At 60.1% G+C, this 20966-nt stretch carries 16 protein-coding genes; 9 read left to right on the forward strand and 7 right to left on the reverse strand.

Annotated elements, in window-relative coordinates:
* Positions 1 to 227 precede the first annotated feature (227 nt).
* Complete coding sequence (locus KGB14_RS05645; RefSeq protein WP_223484504.1) at positions 228 to 665, reverse strand: hypothetical protein; 438 nt, start codon at positions 663 to 665, stop codon at positions 228 to 230.
* Between the two features lie 104 nt (positions 666 to 769).
* Between KGB14_RS05645 and KGB14_RS05650 the strand changes: the two genes are divergently transcribed.
* Positions 770 to 1207: a universal stress protein gene (locus KGB14_RS05650; RefSeq protein ID WP_030128421.1), complete on the forward strand. Its 438-nt coding sequence runs from the start codon at positions 770 to 772 to the stop codon at positions 1205 to 1207.
* A 188-nt stretch (positions 1208 to 1395) separates the two neighbouring features.
* Here the strand turns inward: KGB14_RS05650 and KGB14_RS05655 are convergent, their stop codons facing one another.
* Positions 1396 to 3315 (reverse strand): ATP-binding cassette domain-containing protein, encoded by a 1920-nt coding sequence (locus tag KGB14_RS05655; RefSeq protein ID WP_223484515.1) that lies wholly within the window; start codon positions 3313 to 3315, stop codon positions 1396 to 1398.
* Positions 3316 to 3527: 212 nt separating this feature from the next.
* Between KGB14_RS05655 and KGB14_RS05660 the strand changes: the two genes are divergently transcribed.
* Positions 3528 to 5456 (forward strand): transglycosylase SLT domain-containing protein, encoded by a 1929-nt coding sequence (locus tag KGB14_RS05660; protein WP_223484524.1) that lies wholly within the window; start codon positions 3528 to 3530, stop codon positions 5454 to 5456.
* A gap of 163 nt (positions 5457 to 5619) precedes the next feature.
* Here KGB14_RS05660 and KGB14_RS05665 read toward each other — a convergent pair whose 3' ends face one another.
* A complete protein-coding gene (locus KGB14_RS05665; protein ID WP_223484533.1) occupies positions 5620 to 7407 on the reverse strand; it encodes an ABC transporter transmembrane domain-containing protein in 1788 nt (595 codons plus the stop codon).
* A 257-nt stretch (positions 7408 to 7664) separates the two neighbouring features.
* On the opposite strand from KGB14_RS05665, the gene KGB14_RS05670 reads away from it, so the two are divergent.
* The gene (locus tag KGB14_RS05670) at positions 7665 to 7844 is read left to right on the forward strand and encodes a PA1571 family protein (protein ID WP_223484535.1); all 180 of its coding nucleotides are present in this window, start codon (positions 7665 to 7667) and stop codon (positions 7842 to 7844) included.
* Between the two features lie 185 nt (positions 7845 to 8029).
* Here KGB14_RS05670 and pdxB read toward each other — a convergent pair whose 3' ends face one another.
* The gene (gene pdxB, locus KGB14_RS05675; RefSeq protein WP_223484538.1) at positions 8030 to 9172 is read right to left on the reverse strand and encodes a 4-phosphoerythronate dehydrogenase PdxB; all 1143 of its coding nucleotides are present in this window, start codon (positions 9170 to 9172) and stop codon (positions 8030 to 8032) included.
* Positions 9173 to 9447: 275 nt separating this feature from the next.
* Between pdxB and KGB14_RS05680 the strand changes: the two genes are divergently transcribed.
* Positions 9448 to 10857, forward strand: a complete 1410-nt coding sequence (locus KGB14_RS05680; RefSeq protein WP_223484540.1) for an MATE family efflux transporter — start codon at positions 9448 to 9450, stop codon at positions 10855 to 10857.
* On the opposite strand, the gene tusA is transcribed toward KGB14_RS05680, so the two are convergent.
* Positions 10854 to 11105, reverse strand: coding sequence for a sulfurtransferase TusA (tusA, locus tag KGB14_RS05685; RefSeq protein WP_007907805.1), 252 nt, complete (start codon positions 11103 to 11105; stop codon positions 10854 to 10856). The genes KGB14_RS05680 and tusA overlap by 4 nt on opposite strands.
* Before the next feature lie 181 nt (positions 11106 to 11286).
* Entirely contained in the window at positions 11287 to 12360 is a 1074-nt protein-coding gene (gene rlmM / locus KGB14_RS05690; protein WP_223484542.1) for a 23S rRNA (cytidine(2498)-2'-O)-methyltransferase RlmM, read from the reverse strand.
* Positions 12361 to 12581: 221 nt separating this feature from the next.
* Here rlmM and acnA point away from each other — a divergent pair, with 221 nt between their 5' ends.
* The 3 genes from acnA (at position 12582) to KGB14_RS05705 (ending at position 18026) form a co-directional block, all read left to right on the forward strand.
* Positions 12582 to 15323, forward strand: coding sequence for an aconitate hydratase AcnA (gene acnA / locus KGB14_RS05695; protein ID WP_223484544.1), 2742 nt, complete (start codon positions 12582 to 12584; stop codon positions 15321 to 15323).
* A 240-nt stretch (positions 15324 to 15563) separates the two neighbouring features.
* Complete coding sequence (locus KGB14_RS05700) at positions 15564 to 16355, forward strand: CPBP family intramembrane glutamic endopeptidase (protein ID WP_223484546.1); 792 nt, start codon at positions 15564 to 15566, stop codon at positions 16353 to 16355.
* A gap of 105 nt (positions 16356 to 16460) precedes the next feature.
* Positions 16461 to 18026 carry a methyl-accepting chemotaxis protein gene (locus tag KGB14_RS05705; RefSeq protein ID WP_223484547.1) on the forward strand — a complete coding sequence of 522 codons (1566 nt, stop codon included), beginning with the start codon at positions 16461 to 16463 and terminating at the stop codon, positions 18024 to 18026.
* 99 nt (positions 18027 to 18125) lie between these two features.
* Here KGB14_RS05705 and KGB14_RS05710 read toward each other — a convergent pair whose 3' ends face one another.
* Positions 18126 to 18809, reverse strand: coding sequence for an alpha/beta family hydrolase (locus KGB14_RS05710; RefSeq protein ID WP_223484549.1), 684 nt, complete (start codon positions 18807 to 18809; stop codon positions 18126 to 18128).
* A 95-nt stretch (positions 18810 to 18904) separates the two neighbouring features.
* On the opposite strand from KGB14_RS05710, the gene ccoN reads away from it, so the two are divergent.
* Positions 18905 to 20329 (forward strand): cytochrome-c oxidase, cbb3-type subunit I, encoded by a 1425-nt coding sequence (ccoN, locus tag KGB14_RS05715; protein ID WP_223484560.1) that lies wholly within the window; start codon positions 18905 to 18907, stop codon positions 20327 to 20329.
* Positions 20330 to 20339: 10 nt separating this feature from the next.
* Positions 20340 to 20948: a cytochrome-c oxidase, cbb3-type subunit II gene (gene ccoO / locus KGB14_RS05720; RefSeq protein WP_223484569.1), complete on the forward strand. Its 609-nt coding sequence runs from the start codon at positions 20340 to 20342 to the stop codon at positions 20946 to 20948.
* Positions 20949 to 20966 lie beyond the last annotated feature (18 nt).

Raw genomic sequence — 20966 nt, forward strand, 5'->3', positions numbered from 1 at the left:
ATTACCGGCAGCCCGTGTTTAACAAGCTACGCTGGCGGGACCTTGAAGAAAAAATTTGAACGCTTTGACGAATGCCCAGCGTAAGATCAGCGCCACAAAGAATTACCGGCCTGCCTGGCCAACTCCAGCCCGATGATGATGTCGGGCTTTTTATTGCCTGTCTGCCGGGCGGCAACGCACGACTGTGCAGGAGCTGCCGCAGGTTGCGCCTACCGGGGAATCGGATTTCAGGCGAGTGCTTTGAGCGTGGCATCGATCTGTTGCAGAACCTCGGCCTCGCCCTTCTCGCCCCAATACAGGGCAATCATTTGCTTGTCCGCCTCGATCTTGTAGACGTTGGCAGGCAATTTTTCGAAATGATTCAACAGCGCTTCATCCTCGCAGACTTCCTGCCACTGATTGACCCACACGCCCGGCGTCTTCTGCCAATAGCTCCAGCAAGTCGGCTGAGTGCCACGGCGCGGCCGATGGTACTGCGCGCAAGGGCTCGGCGGCTCCTGGCTCAGCCAGTGCGGCCACTCCTGGGGCGCTAATTGCATGGCAAGACCTATGCGTCGCGCCTCCATGCGCAGCGCCATGCGCCCGCTCTGGCCACGAGACGGACGCAACCAGGCCAGCGGGCTCAGCACCACCAGCAGGATTGACACCACTATCCAGACCGTCATATCTGTACTCCCGATTCTTGATGAGCCCATTGATTCACTTTGAAACCAATGCGCTTGAAAGCAGCCATACTTACCAATGTTGCAATCCTCAGGAGGAGCACCTCATGCCCTACCACCACATTCTGGTCGCTGTAGATCTAACCGAAGAGTGCGATCCTGTAATTCACCGCGCTCGGGAGCTGTCGGTGAGCAACGGGGCGAAATTGTCCCTGGTGCACATTGTCGAGCCGATGGCCATGGCCTTTGGTGGCGACGTACCCATGGATCTTTCCCAGTTGCAACAGCAACAATTCGATCAGGCCAAGGAACGCCTTGAGCGGTTGATTGTGAAATACCCGGAACTCTCCAAGGAATACAGCCACTTGACCTACGGCCAACCGCGCCAGGAGATTCACCACCTCGCCAAGGAACAAACTTGCGATTTGATTGTGGTGGGCAGTCATGGTCGGCATGGTCTGGCGCTGTTGCTCGGCTCCACCGCCAATGACGTGCTGCACGGCGCGCCTTGTGATGTGCTCGCAGTGCGCCTGATCAAAAGCTGACAACACTAATGTGGGAGCGGGCTTGCTCGCGAAGGCGGACATTCAGTCAGCATTGATGTTGAATGTAAGCCCCTCTTCGCGAGCAAGCCCGCTCCCACAGTGAATTCATGTCATCCAGTAGATCGCATTTCATACAAAAAGCCCGGCATTCACACGAGTGAAGCCGGGCTTTTTTATAGCCGGATCAATCAGGCATCCAGCTCGGCCCAACGCTCGACCATCACGTCCAGCTCAGCCTGTAGCTGCTCCAGCTGAGCGATCACCGCAGCGGTCTCGACGGCAGGACGCTGATAGAAGCCGGCATCCGCCATCTGCGCTTCAACGACTGCGATCTGCTGCTCCATGACTTCAATCTGACCCGGCAACATTTCCAGCTCACGCTGCAACTTGTAGCTGAGCTTTTTCTTCGCCACTGGCGCTTCGACTGCCGCAGCAACTGGCGCAACTTCGGCGGTCACAACGGCAGAGTTCAAGTCGGCCTTGCCGGACTTGCTCTCGGTCACGCCCAGCAGGCGCGGCGAGCCGCCCTGACGCAGCCAGTCCTGATAACCACCGACATATTCGCGAACCTTGCCTTCACCTTCGAAGACCAAGGTGCTGGTGACCACGTTGTCGAGGAATGCCCGGTCGTGACTGACCATCAATACGGTGCCGTTGAAAGTCAGCAAGACCTCTTCCAGCAGCTCGAGGGTTTCCACGTCCAGGTCGTTGGTCGGCTCGTCGAGCACCAGCAGGTTCGCCGGCTTGCTGAACAGTTTGGCCAGCAACAGACGGGCACGCTCACCACCGGACAGCGCCTTGACCGGCGTGCGGGCACGCTGCGGGCTGAACAGGAAGTCGCCGAGGTAGCTCAGCACATGGCGGCTCTGACCATCGATATCGATGAAGTCGCGACCTTCGGCCACGTTGTCGATCACGGTCTTTTCCAGATCCAGCTGATGGCGCAACTGGTCGAAGTAAGCCACGTCGATGCGCGTCCCCTCTTCAACTGTGCCGCTGGTCGGCTGCAGGCCGCTGAGCATCAGCTTCAGCAGCGTGGTCTTGCCGGTACCGTTGGCGCCGAGCAGACCGATACGGTCGCCGCGTTGCAGGACCATCGAGAAGTCCTTGATCAGGAACGGGCCGCCCGGGTGAGCAAAGCTCACGTTCTCGAGGACCATCACCTGCTTGCCGGACTTGTCGGCGGTATCCAGCTGAATGTTGGCCTTGCCGGTGCGCTCACGACGCTCGCTACGCTCAACGCGCAAGGCTTTCAGGGCGCGGACGCGGCCTTCGTTACGGGTGCGGCGAGCCTTGATGCCCTGGCGGATCCAGACTTCTTCCTGGGCCAGCTTCTTGTCGAACAGCGCGTTGGCCGTTTCTTCAGCCGCCAGAGTCGCCTCTTTGTGCACGAGGAAACTCGCGTAGTCGCCGTTCCAGTCGATCAGGCCGCCACGATCCAGCTCCAAAATGCGGGTCGCGAGATTCTGCAGGAATGAACGGTCGTGCGTGATGAACAGCACGGCACCCTGGAAATCTTTCAGCGCTTCTTCAAGCCAGGCAATTGCACCGATGTCCAGGTGGTTGGTCGGCTCGTCGAGCAGCAGCAGGTCCGGTTCGGAAACCAGAGCCTGAGCCAGCAGCACGCGGCGACGCCAGCCGCCGGACAATTCGGCGAGGGTCTTGTCGGCCGGCAGTTGCAAGCGGCTCAAGGTGCTGTCGACCAGTTGCTGCAAACGCCAGCCGTCACGGGCTTCGAGGTCGTGCTGGACGTGCATCAGCTTGTCCAGGTCGGCGTCGGTGACGATGTTCTGGCTCAGGTGGTGATACTGCGCGAGCAGTTCGCCGACACCGTCCAGACCTTCGGCAACCACGTCGAACACGGTCCGCTCGTCGGCTACCGGCAATTCTTGCGGCAATTCGCCGATCTTGAGACCAGGTGCACGCCAAACGGAGCCGTCATCAGGCTTCTGGTCGCCTTTGACGAGCTTCATCATGCTGGACTTGCCAGTGCCGTTGCGGCCGATGATGCACACCCGCTCACCACGGGCGATCTGCCAGGACACCTTGTCCAACAACGGCATAGCGCCGAAAGCAAGGGACACATCGCTGAATTTGAGCAGGGTCATGAGCTTCTCCAAAAACCGGGCGCGCATTCTACCTGACTTGAGGCTTCAGAAGGCCGGCAATTTCGCTGTGACAACACTCTGACTAATAATTGTTGCGAACTTGTGCCGCTAGCCCGGCAAAGCTTTCACCGGGTGCTGGCAAAAGGCTAAGCTACAGATATCAAGTGCCGGCGTTGCCGGCACATGTCACGATTTCTCTGCCCGGACGTACCATGCGCAGTCGCCTTTTCAATCTTTTTTCATGTTTGCTTCTTACCGCCGCTGCCGCTCAATCCGCTCAGGCGGTGGACCTGTCTACCCAACGCCAATATTACGATGAAGCCAAGCGCGCCCTGGCCAAGGGCGATACCGGCCCTTATTTCCGTTACAGCCAGGCACTTAGCGACTATCCGCTTGAACCCTACCTGGCCTATGACGAACTGACCGCGCGCCTGAAAACCGCGAGCAACGCCGAAATCGAGAAATTCCTCGCTGAACACGGCGACCTGCCCCAAGCCAACTGGATGAAATTGCGCTGGTTGCGCTGGTTGGCCGAACGCGGCGATTGGGCGACTTTCGTCAAGTATTACGATCCCAAGCTCAATTTCACCGAACTTGATTGCCTGAACGCGCAGTATCAGATCAGCCATAACCGCAAGGTCGAAGGCTACGCCAACGCCGACAAGCTCTGGCTGAGCGGCAAAACCCAGCCCGATGCTTGCGATGGCTTATTCGGCATGTGGGCCGCCGACGGTCAACTGACTGAACAAAAACGCTGGGAACGCGTCAAGCTCGCCGCTCATGCGCGCAACTATGAGCTGGCCAACAGCCTGATCAACGGGCTGGCTACCCTCGCCCCGCGCGGTCGTCTGCTGGTGGATGTGGCGCAGAAACCCGAGCTGCTCAATCAGCCGTCACGCTTCACTCCAGCCGATGAACCCATGTCCGACATCGTCAGCCTGGGCCTGCGCCGTCTGGCCCGTCAGGACCCGGACAAAGCGATGGACCTGCTCGACGGTTATGCCAGAAGCATGCATTTTTCCAGTGATGAAAAAGTCGCGATTGCCCGGGAAATCGGCCTGACCCTCGCACGACGTTTCGACAGCCGCGCGCTGGATGTGATGACCAAATACGACCCGGAACTGCGCGACAACACCGTGTCCGAATGGCGCTTGCGCCTGCTATTGCGTCTGGCCCGCTGGGACGATGCCTATCAGCTGACCCGCCGCCTGCCTCAGGACCTGGCCACTACCAATCGCTGGCGTTACTGGCAGGCTCGCAGCCTGGAGCTGGCGCAGCCGCAGAATCCGCAAGCGCAGACGCTTTACAAGAATCTGGCTCACGAGCGCGACTTCTACGGTTTCCTGGCGGCCGATCGCTCGCAATCATCCTATTCGCTGAACAACAAACCGCTGGTGCTCAGCCAGGCGCTGATCAACAAGGTTCGCAATACCCCGGGGGTGCGTCGCGCCCTGGAATTCCATGCCCGCGGCCAGATCGTCGACGGTCGCCGCGAGTGGTATCACGTCAGCCGGCATTTCAGCCGTGACGAAATGGTTGCCCAGGCGAAACTGGCTTACGACCTGAAATGGTATTTCCCGGCGATCCGTACCATCAGTCAGGCGCAGTACTGGGACGATCTGGACATCCGCTTCCCGATGGCCCACCGCGAAACCCTGGTGCGCGAAGCCAAGGTCCGTGGCCTGCACTCGAGTTGGGTATTCGCCATCACCCGCCAGGAAAGCGCCTTCATGGACGACGCCCGCTCTGGTGTCGGCGCCAGCGGCCTGATGCAACTGATGCCTGGCACCGCCAAGGAAACCGCGCGCAAGTTCAGCATTCCACTGGCCTCGCCGCAGCAGGTGCTCGATCCGGACAAGAACATTCAGCTCGGCGCTGCTTACCTGAGCCAGGTCCACAGCCAGTTCAACGGCAACCGCGTGCTCGCCTCCGCCGCCTACAACGCAGGCCCCGCCCGCGTACGTCAGTGGCTGCGCGGCGCCGATCACCTGAGCTTCGATGTGTGGGTAGAAAGTATCCCGTTCGACGAAACCCGGCAGTACGTGCAAAACGTGCTGTCGTACTCGGTGATCTACGGCCAGAAGCTCAACTCACCACAGCCGTTGGTGGATTGGCATGAGCGGTATTTCGACGATCAATGACGGGGGATGCCGGTGATGCCGTGATGCCGGACATGTAGGAGCTGTCGAGTGAAGCGAGGCTGCGATCTTTTGATCTTGATCTGTGCCGAAAAAGATCAAAAGATCGCAGCCTCGTTTCACTCGACAGCTCCTACACAGCTCCTACACAACCCCTACACCCCCCCTACAGGTGAAGATCGGCTTCGGCCTTGCCGTCATTGAACTGCAACGCCGCCAGCCGTGCATACAGTGCATTGCTTGCAATCAGCTCCTGATGCGTCCCCACCGCCACGAGTTTCCCTTGGTCCATCACCGCGATCCTGTCGGCGTTTTTCACGGTGGCCAGGCGGTGGGCGATGACCAGCGTGGTGCGGTTTTTCATCAGGCTGGGCAAGGCTTGCTGGATCAGGTGCTCGCTCTGGGCGTCGAGGGCGCTGGTGGCTTCGTCCAGCAGCAGAATCGGCGCGTCCACCAGCAGCGCCCGGGCGATGGCCAGGCGTTGGCGTTGGCCTCCGGACAAACCGAGACCCGCATCGCCGAGGTGAGTCTGGTAGCCGTTGGGCATTTGCTCGATGAAGTCGTGGGCGTAGGCGATTTTCGCGGCTTCCTGAACCTGGGCCAGCGTCGCCGTCGGGTGACCATAACGAATGTTTTCTTCGATGCTGCCGAAGAACAGCGCCGGAGTTTGCGAGACGAGGGCGAAGCAGCGGCGCAAGTCCAGAGGATCGAGTTGAGTCAGCGGCACACCGTCCAGCAGGATGCGTCCTTCGACAGGGTCGTAAAAGCGCAACAGCAGGTCATACACCGTTGACTTGCCGGCACCCGACGGCCCGACCAATGCAAGGGTTTCGCCAGCATTGATTGTCAGGTTCAGACCATCCACAGCATAGCTTTGCGGACGCGACGGGTAGGAAAAGCGCACATCTTGCAGCACCAGGTCGCCCTTTACCCGTTCAGGCAAGGTCACCAGACCTTGAGTCGGTGGCTGGATGATGTTTTCCGAACGCAACAACTCGGCAATCCGCTCTGCCGCGCCCGCTGCTCGCTGCAGTTCGCCGATCACTTCACTCAACGTGCCGAAGGCACCGCCGACGATCAGGCTGTAAAAGACAAACGCTGCCAGTTCACCCGCGGAGATTCGCCCGGCGATGACATCCATGCCGCCCACCCAGAGCATCACCCCGACCGCGCCCAACACCAGCACGATCACCAGGGTAATCAACCAGGCCCGCTGGAAGATGCGCTTGCGGGCGGTGTCGAAAGCCTCTTCCACGGTTATGGCAAAACGCTGTTCATCCTGGACCTGATGGTTGTAGGCCTGCACGGTTTTGATCTGGCTCAGGGTTTCGGAGACATAGCTGCCGATATCGGCAATCCGGTCCTGGCTCTGCCGCGACAGGGTGCGCACCCGGCGACCAAAAATCAGGATCGGCGCGACCACCAGCGGCAATGCGACTACCACGATGCTGGTGAGTTTGGGGTTGGTGATAAACAGCAAGACAATCCCGCCGATCACCATTAACCCATTACGCAGGAACAACGACAGCGAAGAGCCAATCACCGATTGCAACAGCGTGGTATCGGCGGTCAGCCGTGACTGGATCTCGGAGCTGCGGTTGTCTTCATAGAATCCCGGATGCAGGTAGACCAGATGGTTGAACACCTGACGGCGGATATCGGCGACCACGCGCTCGCCGATCCACGACACCAGGTAAAAACGTGCAAAGGTGCCAATCGCCAGCCCCATCACCAACAGCATGAACACGCCGATGGATCGGTTGAGCAAATGCGGCGACTGGGTCATGAAACCCTGATCCACCAGCAGCCGAATCCCCTGCCCCATGGACAAGGTGATGCCCGCCGTGACGATCAAAGCCAGCAAAGCCCCCAAGGCTGGCCAACGATAAGGCGCAAGAAAACGGCTGGCCAGACGAATGGCGCGGCGGTGACGGGAAGAGAGCATGAGGACCATCCGTAGGAGCAACCAATAGCTTTGACCCGCTTAAGCCTACACTGACCGATGGGATTGAACGCTGTAAATCACAATGAGTCGGGTTAATTATGACCGCCAAGACTAGTGGCTAGAGATTATTGGTCTAAAGTCCGGGTGGAAACGTCAGGATATTTCTGATGGACTGAGGATGCCGACTTGAAGATCGCAGGGAGTTGTCACAGCCCGGTCACCTGGCGGTACTACAGTAAGCACACAACCTGATGAGGAGACAGGCCATGTCCTTGCAAAACAGCAGCGATGACAAGATTCCAGTGATCCGCACGCAGCCAGACCAGTCTCTGGGTTGCTCGATTATTGATGAGAATGGACGCGAAGTACCGATCACTGAAAACATGATCCAGGACGCTTGCCGCGAACTGGAGAAGCGATTGGTCAAGCCTGCCGAACAAGAGTGATATAGCCACCGTCTTCTTGACCCGGCACTGTTGGCCGGGTTTTTTATGGGTGCTTGTTTTGTGTGGCCTTTGTAGGAGCTGCCGCAGGCTGCGATCTTTTGATCTTGCTTGTGATCCTCGACAAGCAAAAGCCAGGTCAAAAGATCGCAGCCTTCGGCAGCTCCTACAGGGATCCGGTCCGTACGTTAGACCGAGGTTGCGCCTAAGGCCGCCACGATCTGCTGCAACGCAGGCGAATCCCCCTCGATCCGCACCTTCAACCCATCGATCTCACGCCGCAGCGGGTAATGCTTGCGCAGCGCATCGAACGCCGCGCGCTGCTCGCCCACATTACCGACAAGGCTGCGACGGAAATCCGCGTCGTCACGGCGCGGGTCGTACACGCCACGGCACAACATCGCCAGTGCCCAGGCGGGATCGCTGTCGGCGCTCAACGTCACTGCCGACAACCATGGCGCCGGCAGCAAGTCGTTCAGGTTGATCTGTTCCGGCTGCCCAAGGAATTGGCACAGCGCCTGATAGATCTGCGCCGTCCCGCGCTGCCTGCCGTCAAGGCTGTAACCGGCAATGTGCGGCGTCGCCAGCACACACAACTCGGCCAGTGCCACATCGACCTCAGGCTCGCCCTCCCAGACATCCAGCACCGCTTGCAGGTCTTCGCGTTGCAACAGCACTTGGCGCAGGGCGGCGTTGTCCACCACCGGGCCACGACTGGCGTTGATCAGCCAGGTGCCAGGCTTGAGTTGGTTCAAACGGTTTTTATCGAACAGATGCCGGGTCGACTGAGGGCCTTGCTTATTCAGCGGAGTGTGCAGACTGATGACGTCGCATTGCTCGATGACCTGCTCGAGGCTGACGTAATCGCCCCCTTCAGCGGCTTGCCGCGGGGGATCGCAGACCCGTACGTTCCAGCCCAGACCTTGCAGAACCTTGACCAGCCGCCCGCCCACTTCGCCAGCGCCGACCACGCCGTAAGTGCGCTGAGTCAGGTCGGCGCCTTCGATTTCGGCCAGGGTCAGCAGGCTACCCAGCACGTAATCGACCACACCCCGGGCATTACAGCCTGGCGCGCTGGACCATGTAATACCGGCCTGCTGAAAGTAATCCAGATCCAGGTGATCGGTGCCGATGGTACACGTGCCGACAAAGCGCACCTTGCTGCCTTCGAGCAACGCGCGGTTGACGTTAGTCACCGAGCGCACCAGCAGCACATCGGCCTGCTCGACGGTGGCGCGGTCGATGGCACGCCCCGGCACCCGGTGGATTTCACCGAACCCAGCGAAGAAGGCATCGAGCAGCGGGATATTTTCGTCGGCAACAATCAACATGGCAGGCTCCTTTGGCGGACCGGCAGTGTAGGCGCAGATGACACTCTGCGCCTAGCACGCATCCCCGTAGGAGCTGCCGAAGGCTGCGATCTTTTGATCTTGTTTTTAAATGGCCGATCAACAAACCTTTCAAGCCAAAGCGAAGATCAAAAAATCGCAGCCTGCGGAGGGTGTGCATAGGGATTACAAATCCCTAACACAGGACTTTTCCTGACCACTGCGTCAAGGCGTAGAATGCGCCGCGTCGTGCATCAAAACCTTTTGGACGTTTCGCCTTGAACTCCGTGACTGACCGCCCTGCCGCTATTTCCCTCACCCGCCCGGCCCGGGTTCGCCTGGAGCTGAAAAACCTGCTCGGTCTGGCGCTGCCGATCATGATCGCCCAACTGGCGACCACCGCCATGGGCTTCGTCGATGCGGTGATGGCCGGTCGTGTCGGGCCTCGGGATTTGGCCGCCGTAGCGCTGGGCAACTCGATCTGGGTGCCGGTGTTTCTGCTGATGACCGGCACACTGCTGGCCACCACCCCGAAAGTCGCCCAGCGCTTCGGCGCCGGCACGCACAGCGAGATCGGCCCGATCGTGCGTCAGGCGTTATGGCTGGCACTGGTGGTGGGTTTGATGGCGACCGGCATGCTGCTCAGCGCGGAACCGATCCTGCACATCATGAAGGTCGATCCCGAGCTGATCGGCCCGTGCATGCAGTATCTGCACGGCATCGCCAGCGGCCTGCCAGCCGTCGCGTTCTATCACGTGCTGCGCTGCTTCAGTGATGGCCTGGGTCGCACCCGCCCGGCCATGGTCCTTGGCCTGTGCGGGCTGGCGCTGAATATTCCGCTCAATTACATCTTCATCTATGGCCACTTGGGTGTGCCGGCCATGGGCGGAGTCGGCTGCGGCTGGGCCACGGCCATCGTGATGTGGGTAATGGCGTTGGGCATGGCCGGCTGGGAGCGCTGGGCACCGGCCTATCAGTCGAGTGAGTTGTTCAGCCGTTTTGACTGGCCCCAGTGGTCGGTGATCAAGCGTTTGCTGGGCATCGGCTTGCCGATTGGCATCGCGGTATTTGCCGAGTCGAGCATCTTCGCCGTGATCGCGTTGCTGATCGGCAGCCTCGGCGCCACCGTGGTCGCCGGACACCAGATCGCGCTGAACTTCAGCTCGCTGGTGTTCATGATCCCCTACTCCTTGGGCATGGCCGTGACCGTGCGCGTCGGCCAGGCACTGGGCCGTGAGGAACCACGCGAAGCCCGCTTCGCCGCTGGCGTCGGCATGGGCACAGCACTGGCTTATGCGTGTATTTCCGCCAGCATGATGCTGTTGTTGCGCGAACACATCGCAACCATCTACACGGCTGATCCGACGGTGATTCGAGTGGCTGCAATGCTGATTGTGTATTCGGCGCTGTTCCAGTTTTCCGATGCCATCCAGGTGACGGCGGCCGGCGCACTGCGCGGCTATCAGGACACCCGAGTAACGATGATCCTGACGCTATTCGCTTATTGGGGAATCGGTTTGCCGGTGGGTTACGCCTTGGGCCTGACCGACAGGTTCGGCGCGCCGAGCGGCCCGAGCGGGCTGTGGCAGGGTTTGATCGTGGGCTTGAGTTGCGCGGCGCTGATGCTGTCGATCCGCCTGACGCGCAGCGCACGCAAGCGGATCCGCCTCAGTCGTTCGGCCGGTTAAGCGAGTTTTTTGCGAATCCAGTAGAGGTAGGTGCCTGCCTCTTCGTGCTGGGCGACCAGTTCATGGTCGAGAAACACGCAAAACTTGGGGATGTCGCGACGGGTCGACGGGTCGGTGGCGATCACCTTCAGCAGTCCGCCGGGCACCAGGTCACGGATGTGCTGGTGCAGCATCATCACCGGTTCCGGGCAATTGAGGCCGGTGGCGTCGAGGGTGCCGTCGACCGGCGTATCGATCATTTCACTCATGGTTTACTCCTGAAACTTGCCGGCATTGTCGCGCATTGCCGGGTGTTCGGTCATCTATGGCATAACACCGAATCTGTGTAGGAGCTGCCGAAGGCTGCGATCTTTTGATCTTGCCCTAAAAGCAAAATCAAAAGATCGCAGCCTTCGGCAGCTCCTACGGGAACCGTGTGCATCCGGCCAATCAGCGGGTTTTCGGTTTTTTCACGTCCAATCGGCGCAAATGGCAGGTCACTTCTTCGCGGTCGTGATACAGCTGCTTGCAGCCGATCTCGACCCGAATACCCCGCGCCTTGAACCCGTCGGCGATGCGCTCCAGCAAGCGCTTCACTTCGGCATAACGCTGCTTCATCGGCAGCTTGAGGTTGACCACTGCTTCCCGGCAATGCCCCTCGCCGATCCATTCTTCCAGCATCGCCGCGTTGCGCGCCGGTTTCTCGACGATGTCGCAGACCATCCAGTCCACCGGCTGCTTGGGCTTGAAGGTGAAACCGTCGGCCATCAGGTGCTGCACTAATCCGGTGTCCATCAGGCTTTCGGCCATCGGACCGTTGTCGATGGCGGTTACCAGCATGCCACGGTTGACCAGTTGCCAGGTCCAGCCGCCCGGCGCGGCCCCCAGGTCGACGCCGGTCATGTCGCTGTGCAGGCGCTCGTCCCATTGATCCCGAGGGATGAAATGGTGCCAGGCTTCTTCCAGCTTGAGGGTCGAACGGCTCGGCGCTTCACGCGGAAACTTCAAGCGTGGAATGCCCATCGGCCACATCGCCGAATTGTTCGACTCCGCCAGGCCCATGAACACTTCGCGGCCGCTCTTGAAGGTCAGCAGCAGCCGCGGCTTGTGGGCGTCTTCTACCAGTTTGCCGGCCGCCATCAGCGCCTTGCGCAGGTGGCCTTCGAATTTTTTGCAAAAGTTCGACAGCTCTTTGCCATCATTGGTGTCGACCATTTCCAGCCACAGGCTGCCGCACACCGGGAAATCCGCCATGTGCGCAAGGATTACGCTGATGCGGTCGGTTTCCGGCAGATCAATAAAGATTCCGCGAGCCCACTGGCGCGGAAAGATCAATTCGGCGAAACGCTGACCGCGCATCAGGCGCTCGGCGCCGTCTTCTTCGGTGCAGATAAATTCGGCGCAGGCGCTGGCCGTTTTGGCCTTGGCATAACCGGCCACGTTCAGCCGCGCGGCATGTTCGGAAATCTCGGAACAGACTTCGCTTTCGAAGCCCGGCCGGCAATGCATAAAGAGGGTGTTCATTCTTACTCCTGGGCAGTTGGCGAAGAATTCAGCCACTGCGCGATGCCCAGACTTGCGTTGAAGCAAAGCCTGTCACGAAAACCGGCGCATGATAGCCGAGATCGGAACCTTGGACTTGTCCTTAGGGTCCAGTGATTAGCCTTAACGTCTAAACAGGGCTAGGTTTAAACCTCTGTCTGTTCCTCAGTCCGTAGCCGTGCGGATCTAAAGGAGTCATTTCAATGCCGTCCCTCGATAGCCTGAAAACCCTTAAAACCTTACAAGTCGATGACAAGACTTATCACTACTTCAGTTTGCCGGAAGCCGCCAAGAGCCTGGGCGACCTCGACACGCTGCCGATGTCGTTGAAAGTGCTGCTGGAAAACCTGCTGCGTTGGGAGGACGAGAAAACCGTCACTGGCGCCGACCTCAAGGCGCTTGCCGCCTGGCTCAAGGAGCGGCGCTCCGACCGCGAAATCCAGTACCGTCCGGCGCGGGTATTGATGCAGGACTTTACCGGCGTCCCCGCCGTGGTCGACCTGGCCGCCATGCGCGCCGCCATGGCCAAGGCCGGCGGCGACCCGCAGCGAATCAATCCGCTGTCGCCGGTGGATCTGGTGATCGACCACTCGGTGATGGTCGACAAATTCGCCAGCTCAAGCGCCTTCGAACAGAACGTCGACATCGAAATGCAGCGCAACCACGAGCGTTACGCCTTTCTGCGTTGGGGCCAGAGCGCCTTCGACAATTTCAGCGTGGTGCCACCGGGCACCGGTATCTGCCATCAGGTCAACCTCGAGTACCTGGGGCGCACTGTCTGGACCAAGGATGAGGACGGCCGCACCTACGCCTTCCCCGACACCCTGGTCGGCACCGATTCTCACACCACCATGATCAATGGCCTCGGCATACTCGGTTGGGGTGTCGGCGGGATTGAAGCGGAAGCGGCGATGCTCGGCCAGCCGGTGTCGATGCTGATTCCGGAAGTGATCGGTTTCAAACTCACCGGCAAGCTCAAGGAAGGCATCACCGCCACCGACCTGGTGCTGACCGTCACCCAAATGCTGCGCAAGAAAGGCGTAGTCGGGAAATTCGTCGAGTTCTACGGCGACGGCCTCGCCGATCTGCCACTGGCCGACCGCGCGACCATCGCCAACATGGCCCCGGAATACGGCGCCACCTGCGGCTTCTTCCCGGTGGATGAGGTGACACTGGAGTACTTGCGCCTGTCCGGCCGCACCCCGGAAACCGTGAAACTGGTGGAGGCTTACAGCAAGATTCAAGGCCTGTGGCGCCTGCCTGGCAAGGAGCCGGCGTTCACCGACAGCCTGGCCCTGGACATGGCCAGCGTCGAAGCCAGCCTCGCCGGGCCGAAACGTCCACAGGACCGCGTCTCGCTGCCGAATGTCGCGCAAGCGTTCACGGACTTTCTCGGTTTGCAATTCAAACCCACCAGCAAAGAAGAAGGTCGCCTCGAAAGCGAGGGCGGCGGTGGCGTCGCGGTGGGCAACGCCGATCTGGTGGGCGAAGCGGACTACGAGTACGACGGCCAGACCTATCGCCTGAAAAACGGCGCGGTGGTCATCGCCGCGATCACCTCCTGCACCAACACCTCCAACCCCAGCGTGATGATGGCGGCCGGGCTGGTGGCGAAAAAAGCCGTGGAAAAAGGCCTCAAACGCAAACCCTGGGTCAAGAGTTCACTGGCCCCCGGCTCGAAAGTGGTCACCGACTACTACAAGGCAGCGGGCCTGACCCAATACCTTGATGAACTCGGTTTTGCGCTAGTCGGTTATGGCTGCACCACCTGCATCGGCAACTCCGGACCGTTGCCGGAGCCGATCGAAAAAGCCATTCAGCAAGCCGACCTGACCGTCGCCTCGGTACTGTCGGGCAATCGCAACTTCGAAGGTCGCGTGCATCCGCTGGTGAAAACCAACTGGCTGGCCTCCCCGCCCTTGGTCGTCGCCTATGCATTGGCCGGTACGGTGCGCATCGACATCAGCAGCGAGCCATTGGGGCAGGACAAGGACGGCCACCCGGTTTATCTGCGAGACATTTGGCCGAGCACCAAAGAAATCGCCGACGCGGTGACTCAGGTGAACACCGCCATGTTCCACAAGGAGTACGCCGAAGTGTTTGCCGGCGACGAGCAGTGGCAGGCGATCGAAGTGCCGCAAGCGGCGACTTATGTCTGGAAGAACGATTCGACTTACATCCAGCATCCGCCGTACTTCGATGACATTGGCGGCCCTGCGCCGGTGATCAAAAACGTCGAAGGGGCGAAAGTCCTCGCGCTGCTCGGTGATTCAGTGACCACCGACCACATTTCCCCGGCCGGCAATATCAAGGCTGACAGCCCTGCCGGCCGTTACCTGCGCGAGCAAGGGGTGGAACCGCGAGACTTCAACTCCTACGGCTCCCGTCGCGGTAACCATGAAGTGATGATGCGCGGCACCTTCGCCAACATCCGTATTCGCAACGAAATGCTCGGCGGCGAAGAAGGCGGCAACACGATTTACATTCCGACCGGGGAGAAGCTGCCGATCTACGACGCGGCCATGCGTTACCAGGCATCGGGTACGCCGCTGGTGGTGATCGCCGGGCAAGAATATGGCACCGGCTCAAGCCGCGACTGGGCAGCCAAGGGCACTAATTTGCTGGGAGTCAAAGCGGTCATCGCCGAAAGCTTCGAGCGGATTCACCGCTCCAACCTGGTGGGCATGGGCGTGTTGCCCCTGCAGTTCAAGCTGGATCAGAACCGCAAGAGCCTGAACCTCACCGGCAAGGAAACCCTGGATATCCTTGGCCTGACCGGCGTCGAGCTGACCCCGCGGATGAACCTGACACTGGTCATCACCCGCGAAGACGGCAGCAAGGAAAAGATCGAGGTGTTGTGCCGGATCGACACCCTCAACGAGGTGGAGTACTTCAAGGCTGGCGGGATTTTGCATTATGTGTTGCGCCAGCTGATTGCCTCGTAACGACCTGCTGACAACGACACCGCCTTCGGGCGGTGTTTTTGTTTGCGCGGTGTACGCCTCTATAATCGCGCGCTAAATCGCATAAATGTTGTGTACGACACATAACCCATGTGGGAGCGAGCCTGCTCGCGAAGCGGAGGGTCAGGCAACACGGATGTTGCGCATGATGCCCTATCGCGAGCAGGCTCGCTCCCACAGGGGACTGAGGCAATCCGCAGAATCTCTGAACAAGGACTTCAAATGATCGCTCTGCCATGGACCTATCTGGCACTTCTCTGCGCTGGCTACAGCCTTGCTCTGTTCTACGGCCATCTCGGCTGGCTCGCCGCCATTTCTTTCGCGTTGCTGCTGATCGCCGGTTTCGCCGTTCGCCAACAACACGTTCCCATTGGCCGCTACCTCGGCCACGGCGTGTTCATCATCCTGGCGGTGGCGCTGGCATTGCACTGGCTTCCCGGTTTTTACAACGGTCGCGCCATCAATCCCCAACGGTTCACCGACGATGCCGTGTCGTTTGCCATGTACCTGAATCAGGACAAACCGCTGATCGGCTTCTGGCTGTTGCTGGCTTGTCCATGGATCGTCGGCCGGCGCTCGCTGCGATTGTCCATTTATGCCACCGCCCTCGCCCTGACCGTGAGCGCCGTGCTGGCCCTGGGTGGCGCGCTGTTACTGGGCGTGATCAGTTGGGCACCGAAATGGCCGGATCAGGCCTGGTTGTGGGTGCTGAACAATCTGTTGCTGGTAACGCTGGTGGAGGAAGCGTTATTTCGCGGCTATATCCAGGGCGGTCTGAGCCGGCAGTTCAAACACCTGGCTTATGGCGAACATCTTGCCTTGGTGCTCGCATCGGTGCTGTTCGGCCTCGTTCATCTGGGCGCTGGCTGGCAATGGGTGTTACTGGCGAGTCTGGCGGGTATCGGCTATGGCCTGGCCTACCGTTTCGGCGGGTTGGGCGCGGCCATCGCCACCCATTTTGGTTTGAATCTGCTGCATTTCGGGCTGTTCACTTATCCGATGCTGGCTGGATGACGCTACGGTCGTTTTGCGACGCGTTACTGATTATTGAAAAAAACATTTCAATAAATGCCTGATGTCGCCGACAACCTCTCAAAGCCTTGCGGATTGAAAAAAGCCATGCGTAACAACCAGCCCATTACACAACGCGAACGGACCTTCCCGGCTCAGCAACGGTTGATTTCCACCACCGATGCCAAGGGCGTGATCACCTACTGCAACGATGCTTTCGTCGAAATCAGTGGGTTTTCTCGTGAGGAACTGATCCGTGCGCCGCACAACCTGGTTCGTCACCCCGACGTCCCGGCTGCGGTGTTCGCGCACATGTGGGGCACACTGAAACAAGGCTTGCCATGGATGGGCATTGTCAAGAATCGCTGCAAGACCGGTGACCACTACTGGGTTAACGCCTATGTCACACCGGTGTTCGACGGCAATCAGCTGGTCGGTTACGAGTCGGTGCGGGTCAAACCCACCGCCGAGCAGATCCGCCGTGCCGAAGCGCTCTATCAACGCATCAACCAGGGCAAGTCCGCCATTCCACAGACCGATAAATGGTTGCCGGTGCTTCAGGACTGGTTACCGTTCATTCTGGTCAGCCAGCTGAGCTTCATGATCGGCGCCACCTTGACGTCCCAATGGGGTTTCGCCCTCGCCGCCGGCCTCTCGGTGCCGTTGGGCTTGATGGGTTTGAGCTGGCAACAGCGCGGCCTCAAGCGCTTGCTGCGCCTGGCCGAGCAGACCACGTCCGACCCGCTGATCGCGCAGATGTACACCGACAGCCGCGGTGCTCAGGCGCGCCTGGAAATGTCGATCCTCAGTCAGGAAGCACGCCTGAAAACCTGCCTGACCCGCCTGCAGGACACCGCCGAGCACCTGACCGAACAAGCGAAACAGTCCGACACTCTGGCGCACAACAGCTCCACCGGCCTGGAACGTCAGCGCGTCGAAACCGAGCAAGTGGCCACCGCCGTCAACCAGATGGCCGCCACCACTCAGGAAGTCGCCAGCCACGTGCAGCGCACCGCCGACGCCACTCAGGAAGCCAATCGCCTGACCGGTCGCGGTCGCGACATCGCCGGGGAAACCCGCGAAGCCATTCAGCGCTTGTCGGTGGTGGTCGGTGAAACCGGCCTGACGGTCACGCAACTGGCCAAGGACAGCGATGAAATCGGCGGCGTGGTCGATGTGATCAAAGGCATCGCCGACCAGACCAACCTGCTGGCGCTCAACGCGGCCATTGAAGCGGCTCGTGCCGGTGAAATGGGTCGTGGTTTTGCGGTGGTGGCCGACGAAGTGCGTCAACTGGCGCAACGTACCAGCGAATCGACCGGCCAGATCCATGCCCTGATCGCCAAGCTGCAACAAACCGCCAGCTCGGCGGTGCAAACCATGGAGGCTGGCCATCGCCAGGCTGAACAAGGCGTGGCGCGGGTATTGGAAGCGGATCAGGCACTGGTGGGCATCAGTGAAGCGGTGGCCAACATCACCGACATGACCACGCAGATCGCTGCCGCTACCGAAGAGCAAAGCGCTGTGGCCGAAGAGATCAGCCGCAACATCAGCAACATCTCGCAACTGGCTGACCAGACTTCGGAACAGGCACAGAACTCGGCGCTGTTGAGTGAAGAGCTGACCAAGACGGCAAATACCCAGTATTCGTTGGTGGAGCGGTTTAACCGCTGACAACAACGTCAAAAGATCGCAGGCTGCGCCAGCTCCTACATTTGAACGGCGTACACCCTGTAGGAGCTGCCGAAGGCTGCGATCTTTTGATCTTGTTTCTCACAGAAATCCCGCAACCTTCCTCGCCGCAGCCGCCAAATGCTGCTCATGGGTAAACCCCGAAGCCTTCAACGGCTTCAAATCATGGTCCCCTGCCGCCAGCCAGAACACCTCGATACCCGGGGCCAATGCGTAAGCCTCCACGGCTTCACGATGACCCAACGCATCCCTCTCCCCCTGCACGATCAACGTCCGGGTTTTCAGAGCCGCCAGATGCTCGACCCGAGGTTTCTCCGGTTTGCCCACCGCATAAAACGGATACCCCAGGCACACCAGCGCATCCGCCCCCAACTCATCAGCTAAAAGACTGGCCATCCGCCCGCCCATGGACTTGCCACCAATGGCCAGACGCCCAGCGACATGGCGTCGCACCACGGCGTACACCTCACGCCAGCACTCCAGCAATTTGGGCGCCGGGTTCGGGGGACGTTTACCGCCATCGATACGCCGCTGCGCCATGTAGGGAAACTCGAAGCGCAGCACGTTGACCCCATGCGCAGCAAGGCGCGCGGCCATGTCGTTCATCCAGCCACTGTCCATCGGCGCGCCGGCGCCGTGAGCGAGAATCAGCGTTACAGGCGTTGCCGACGGTGCCGAAGCAGCGGCATTCCACAACCATCCATGATCCCGCACGCACTGCGCCCATTGATCCCCGTCAATACTGGCCTTGTGCTCTTTGTCCATGCTTGCCTCGCTTTTAGTCTGCCTATAACTCCAGGCGAAGGGAGCGTTGCCTTGCGCAAACGCCCTCACTTCGGCTGAACCGTGGATGGGGAACCATGAACACTTCTATCAGTACCGCCTACAACTACAAGGTGGTCCGCCAATTCGCCATTATGACGGTGGTGTGGGGCATCGTCGGCATGGGGCTCGGGGTTTTTCTCGCCGCCCAATTGGTCTGGCCTGAACTCAACTTCAATCTGCCATGGACCAGCTTCGGCCGTCTGCGCCCGCTGCACACCAACGCGGTGATCTTCGCTTTCGGCGGTTGCGCCCTGTTCGCCAGTTCGTTCTATTCGGTACAACGCACCTGCCAGACCCGACTGTTCGCGCCGAAAATCGCCGCGTTCTGCTTCTGGGGCTGGCAACTGGTGATCCTGCTGGCGGCCATCAGCCTGCCATTGGGTTACACCAGCTCCAAGGAATACGCCGAACTGGAATGGCCGATCGATATCCTGATCACCATCGTCTGGGTGGCCTACGCCGTGGTGTTCTTTGGCACGATCATGCAGCGCAAGACCAAACACATCTATGTCGGCAACTGGTTCTTCGGTGGGTTCATCATCACCGTGGCGATCCTGCACATCGTCAACAACCTTGAGCTGCCGGTGAGTTTCACCAAGTCCTACTCCCTGTACTCGGGCGCCACCGACGCGATGGTGCAGTGGTGGTACGGACACAACGCCGTAGGCTTTTTCCTCACCGCCGGTTTCCTCGGGATGATGTACTACTTCGTGCCGAAACAGGCCGAGCGTCCGGTGTATTCCTATCGCTTGTCGATCGTGCACTTCTGGGCGCTGATCACCTTGTACATCTGGGCCGGCCCTCACCACTTGCACTACACCGCGCTGCCGGACTGGGCACAGTCGCTGGGCATGGTGATGTCGCTGATCCTGCTGGCGCCAAGCTGGGGCGGGATGATCAACGGCATGATGACCCTGTCGGGCGCCTGGCATAAGTTGCGCAGCGACCCGATCCTGCGCTTCCTCGTGGTGTCGCTGGCGTTCTACGGCATGTCGACCTTCGAAGGGCCGATGATGGCGATCAAAACGGTCAACGCCCTCTCCCACTACACCGACTGGACCATCGGCCACGTACACGCCGGCGCGCTCGGCTGGGTGGCGATGATTTCCATCGGTGCGCTGTACCACATGATTCCGAAAATCTTCGGCCGCACGCAGATGCACAGCATCGGCCTGATCAACGCGCACTTCTGGCTCGCGACCATCGGCACCGTGCTGTACATCGCCTCGATGTGGGTCAACGGCATCGCCCAGGGCCTGATGTGGCGCGCGATCAACGAGGACGGCACGCTGACCTATTCCTTCGTCGAAACCCTGGTGGCCAGCCACCCAGGCTTCGTCGTGCGACTGGTGGGCGGCGCGATCTTCCTCAGTGGCATGTTCCTGATGGCTTACAACACCTGGCGCACCGTGCGGGCCTCGCAGCCTGCCGAAGCCGCCGCTGCCGCGCAGATCGCCTGAGGAGTCCGCCATGAAACACGAAACAATCGAGAAAAACGTCGGCCTGCTGATGTTGCTGATGGTGCTCGCCGTGAGCATCGGCGGGCTGACCCAGATCGTCCCGCTGTTCTTTCAGGACGTGACCAATAAACCGGTGGAAGGCATGAAGCCCTATACCGCGTTGCAACTGGAAGGTCGTGACATCTACATCCGCGAAGGCTGCGTCGGTTGCCACTCGCAGATGATCCGCCCGTTCCGCGCCGAAACCGAACGCTACGGGCACTATTCGGTGGCCGGAGAAAGCGTTTGGGATCACCCGTTCCTCTGGGGTTCCAAGCGTACCGGGCCGGACCTGGCGCGCGTGGGCGGTCGTTACTCCGAAGACTGGCACCGGGCGCATTTGTACAACCCGCGCAACGTGGTGCCGGAATCGAAGATGCCCGCATATCCATGGCTGGTGGCCAATCAGCTCGACAGCAGCCACACCGAAACCAAGATCCGCGCCATGCGCACCCTGGGCGTGCCATACACCGACGAAGACATCTCCGGTGCAAAGACTTCGCTTCAGGGCAAGACCGAAATGGACGCGCTGGTCGCCTACCTGCAAGTGCTCGGCACTGCCATCAAGAGCAAGAGGTGAGCCATGGCCATGCCCTTT

The sequence above is a fragment of the Pseudomonas sp. A-RE-19 genome, from assembly GCF_019956555.1.
In the GTDB taxonomy this organism is placed as follows: domain Bacteria; phylum Pseudomonadota; class Gammaproteobacteria; order Pseudomonadales; family Pseudomonadaceae; genus Aquipseudomonas.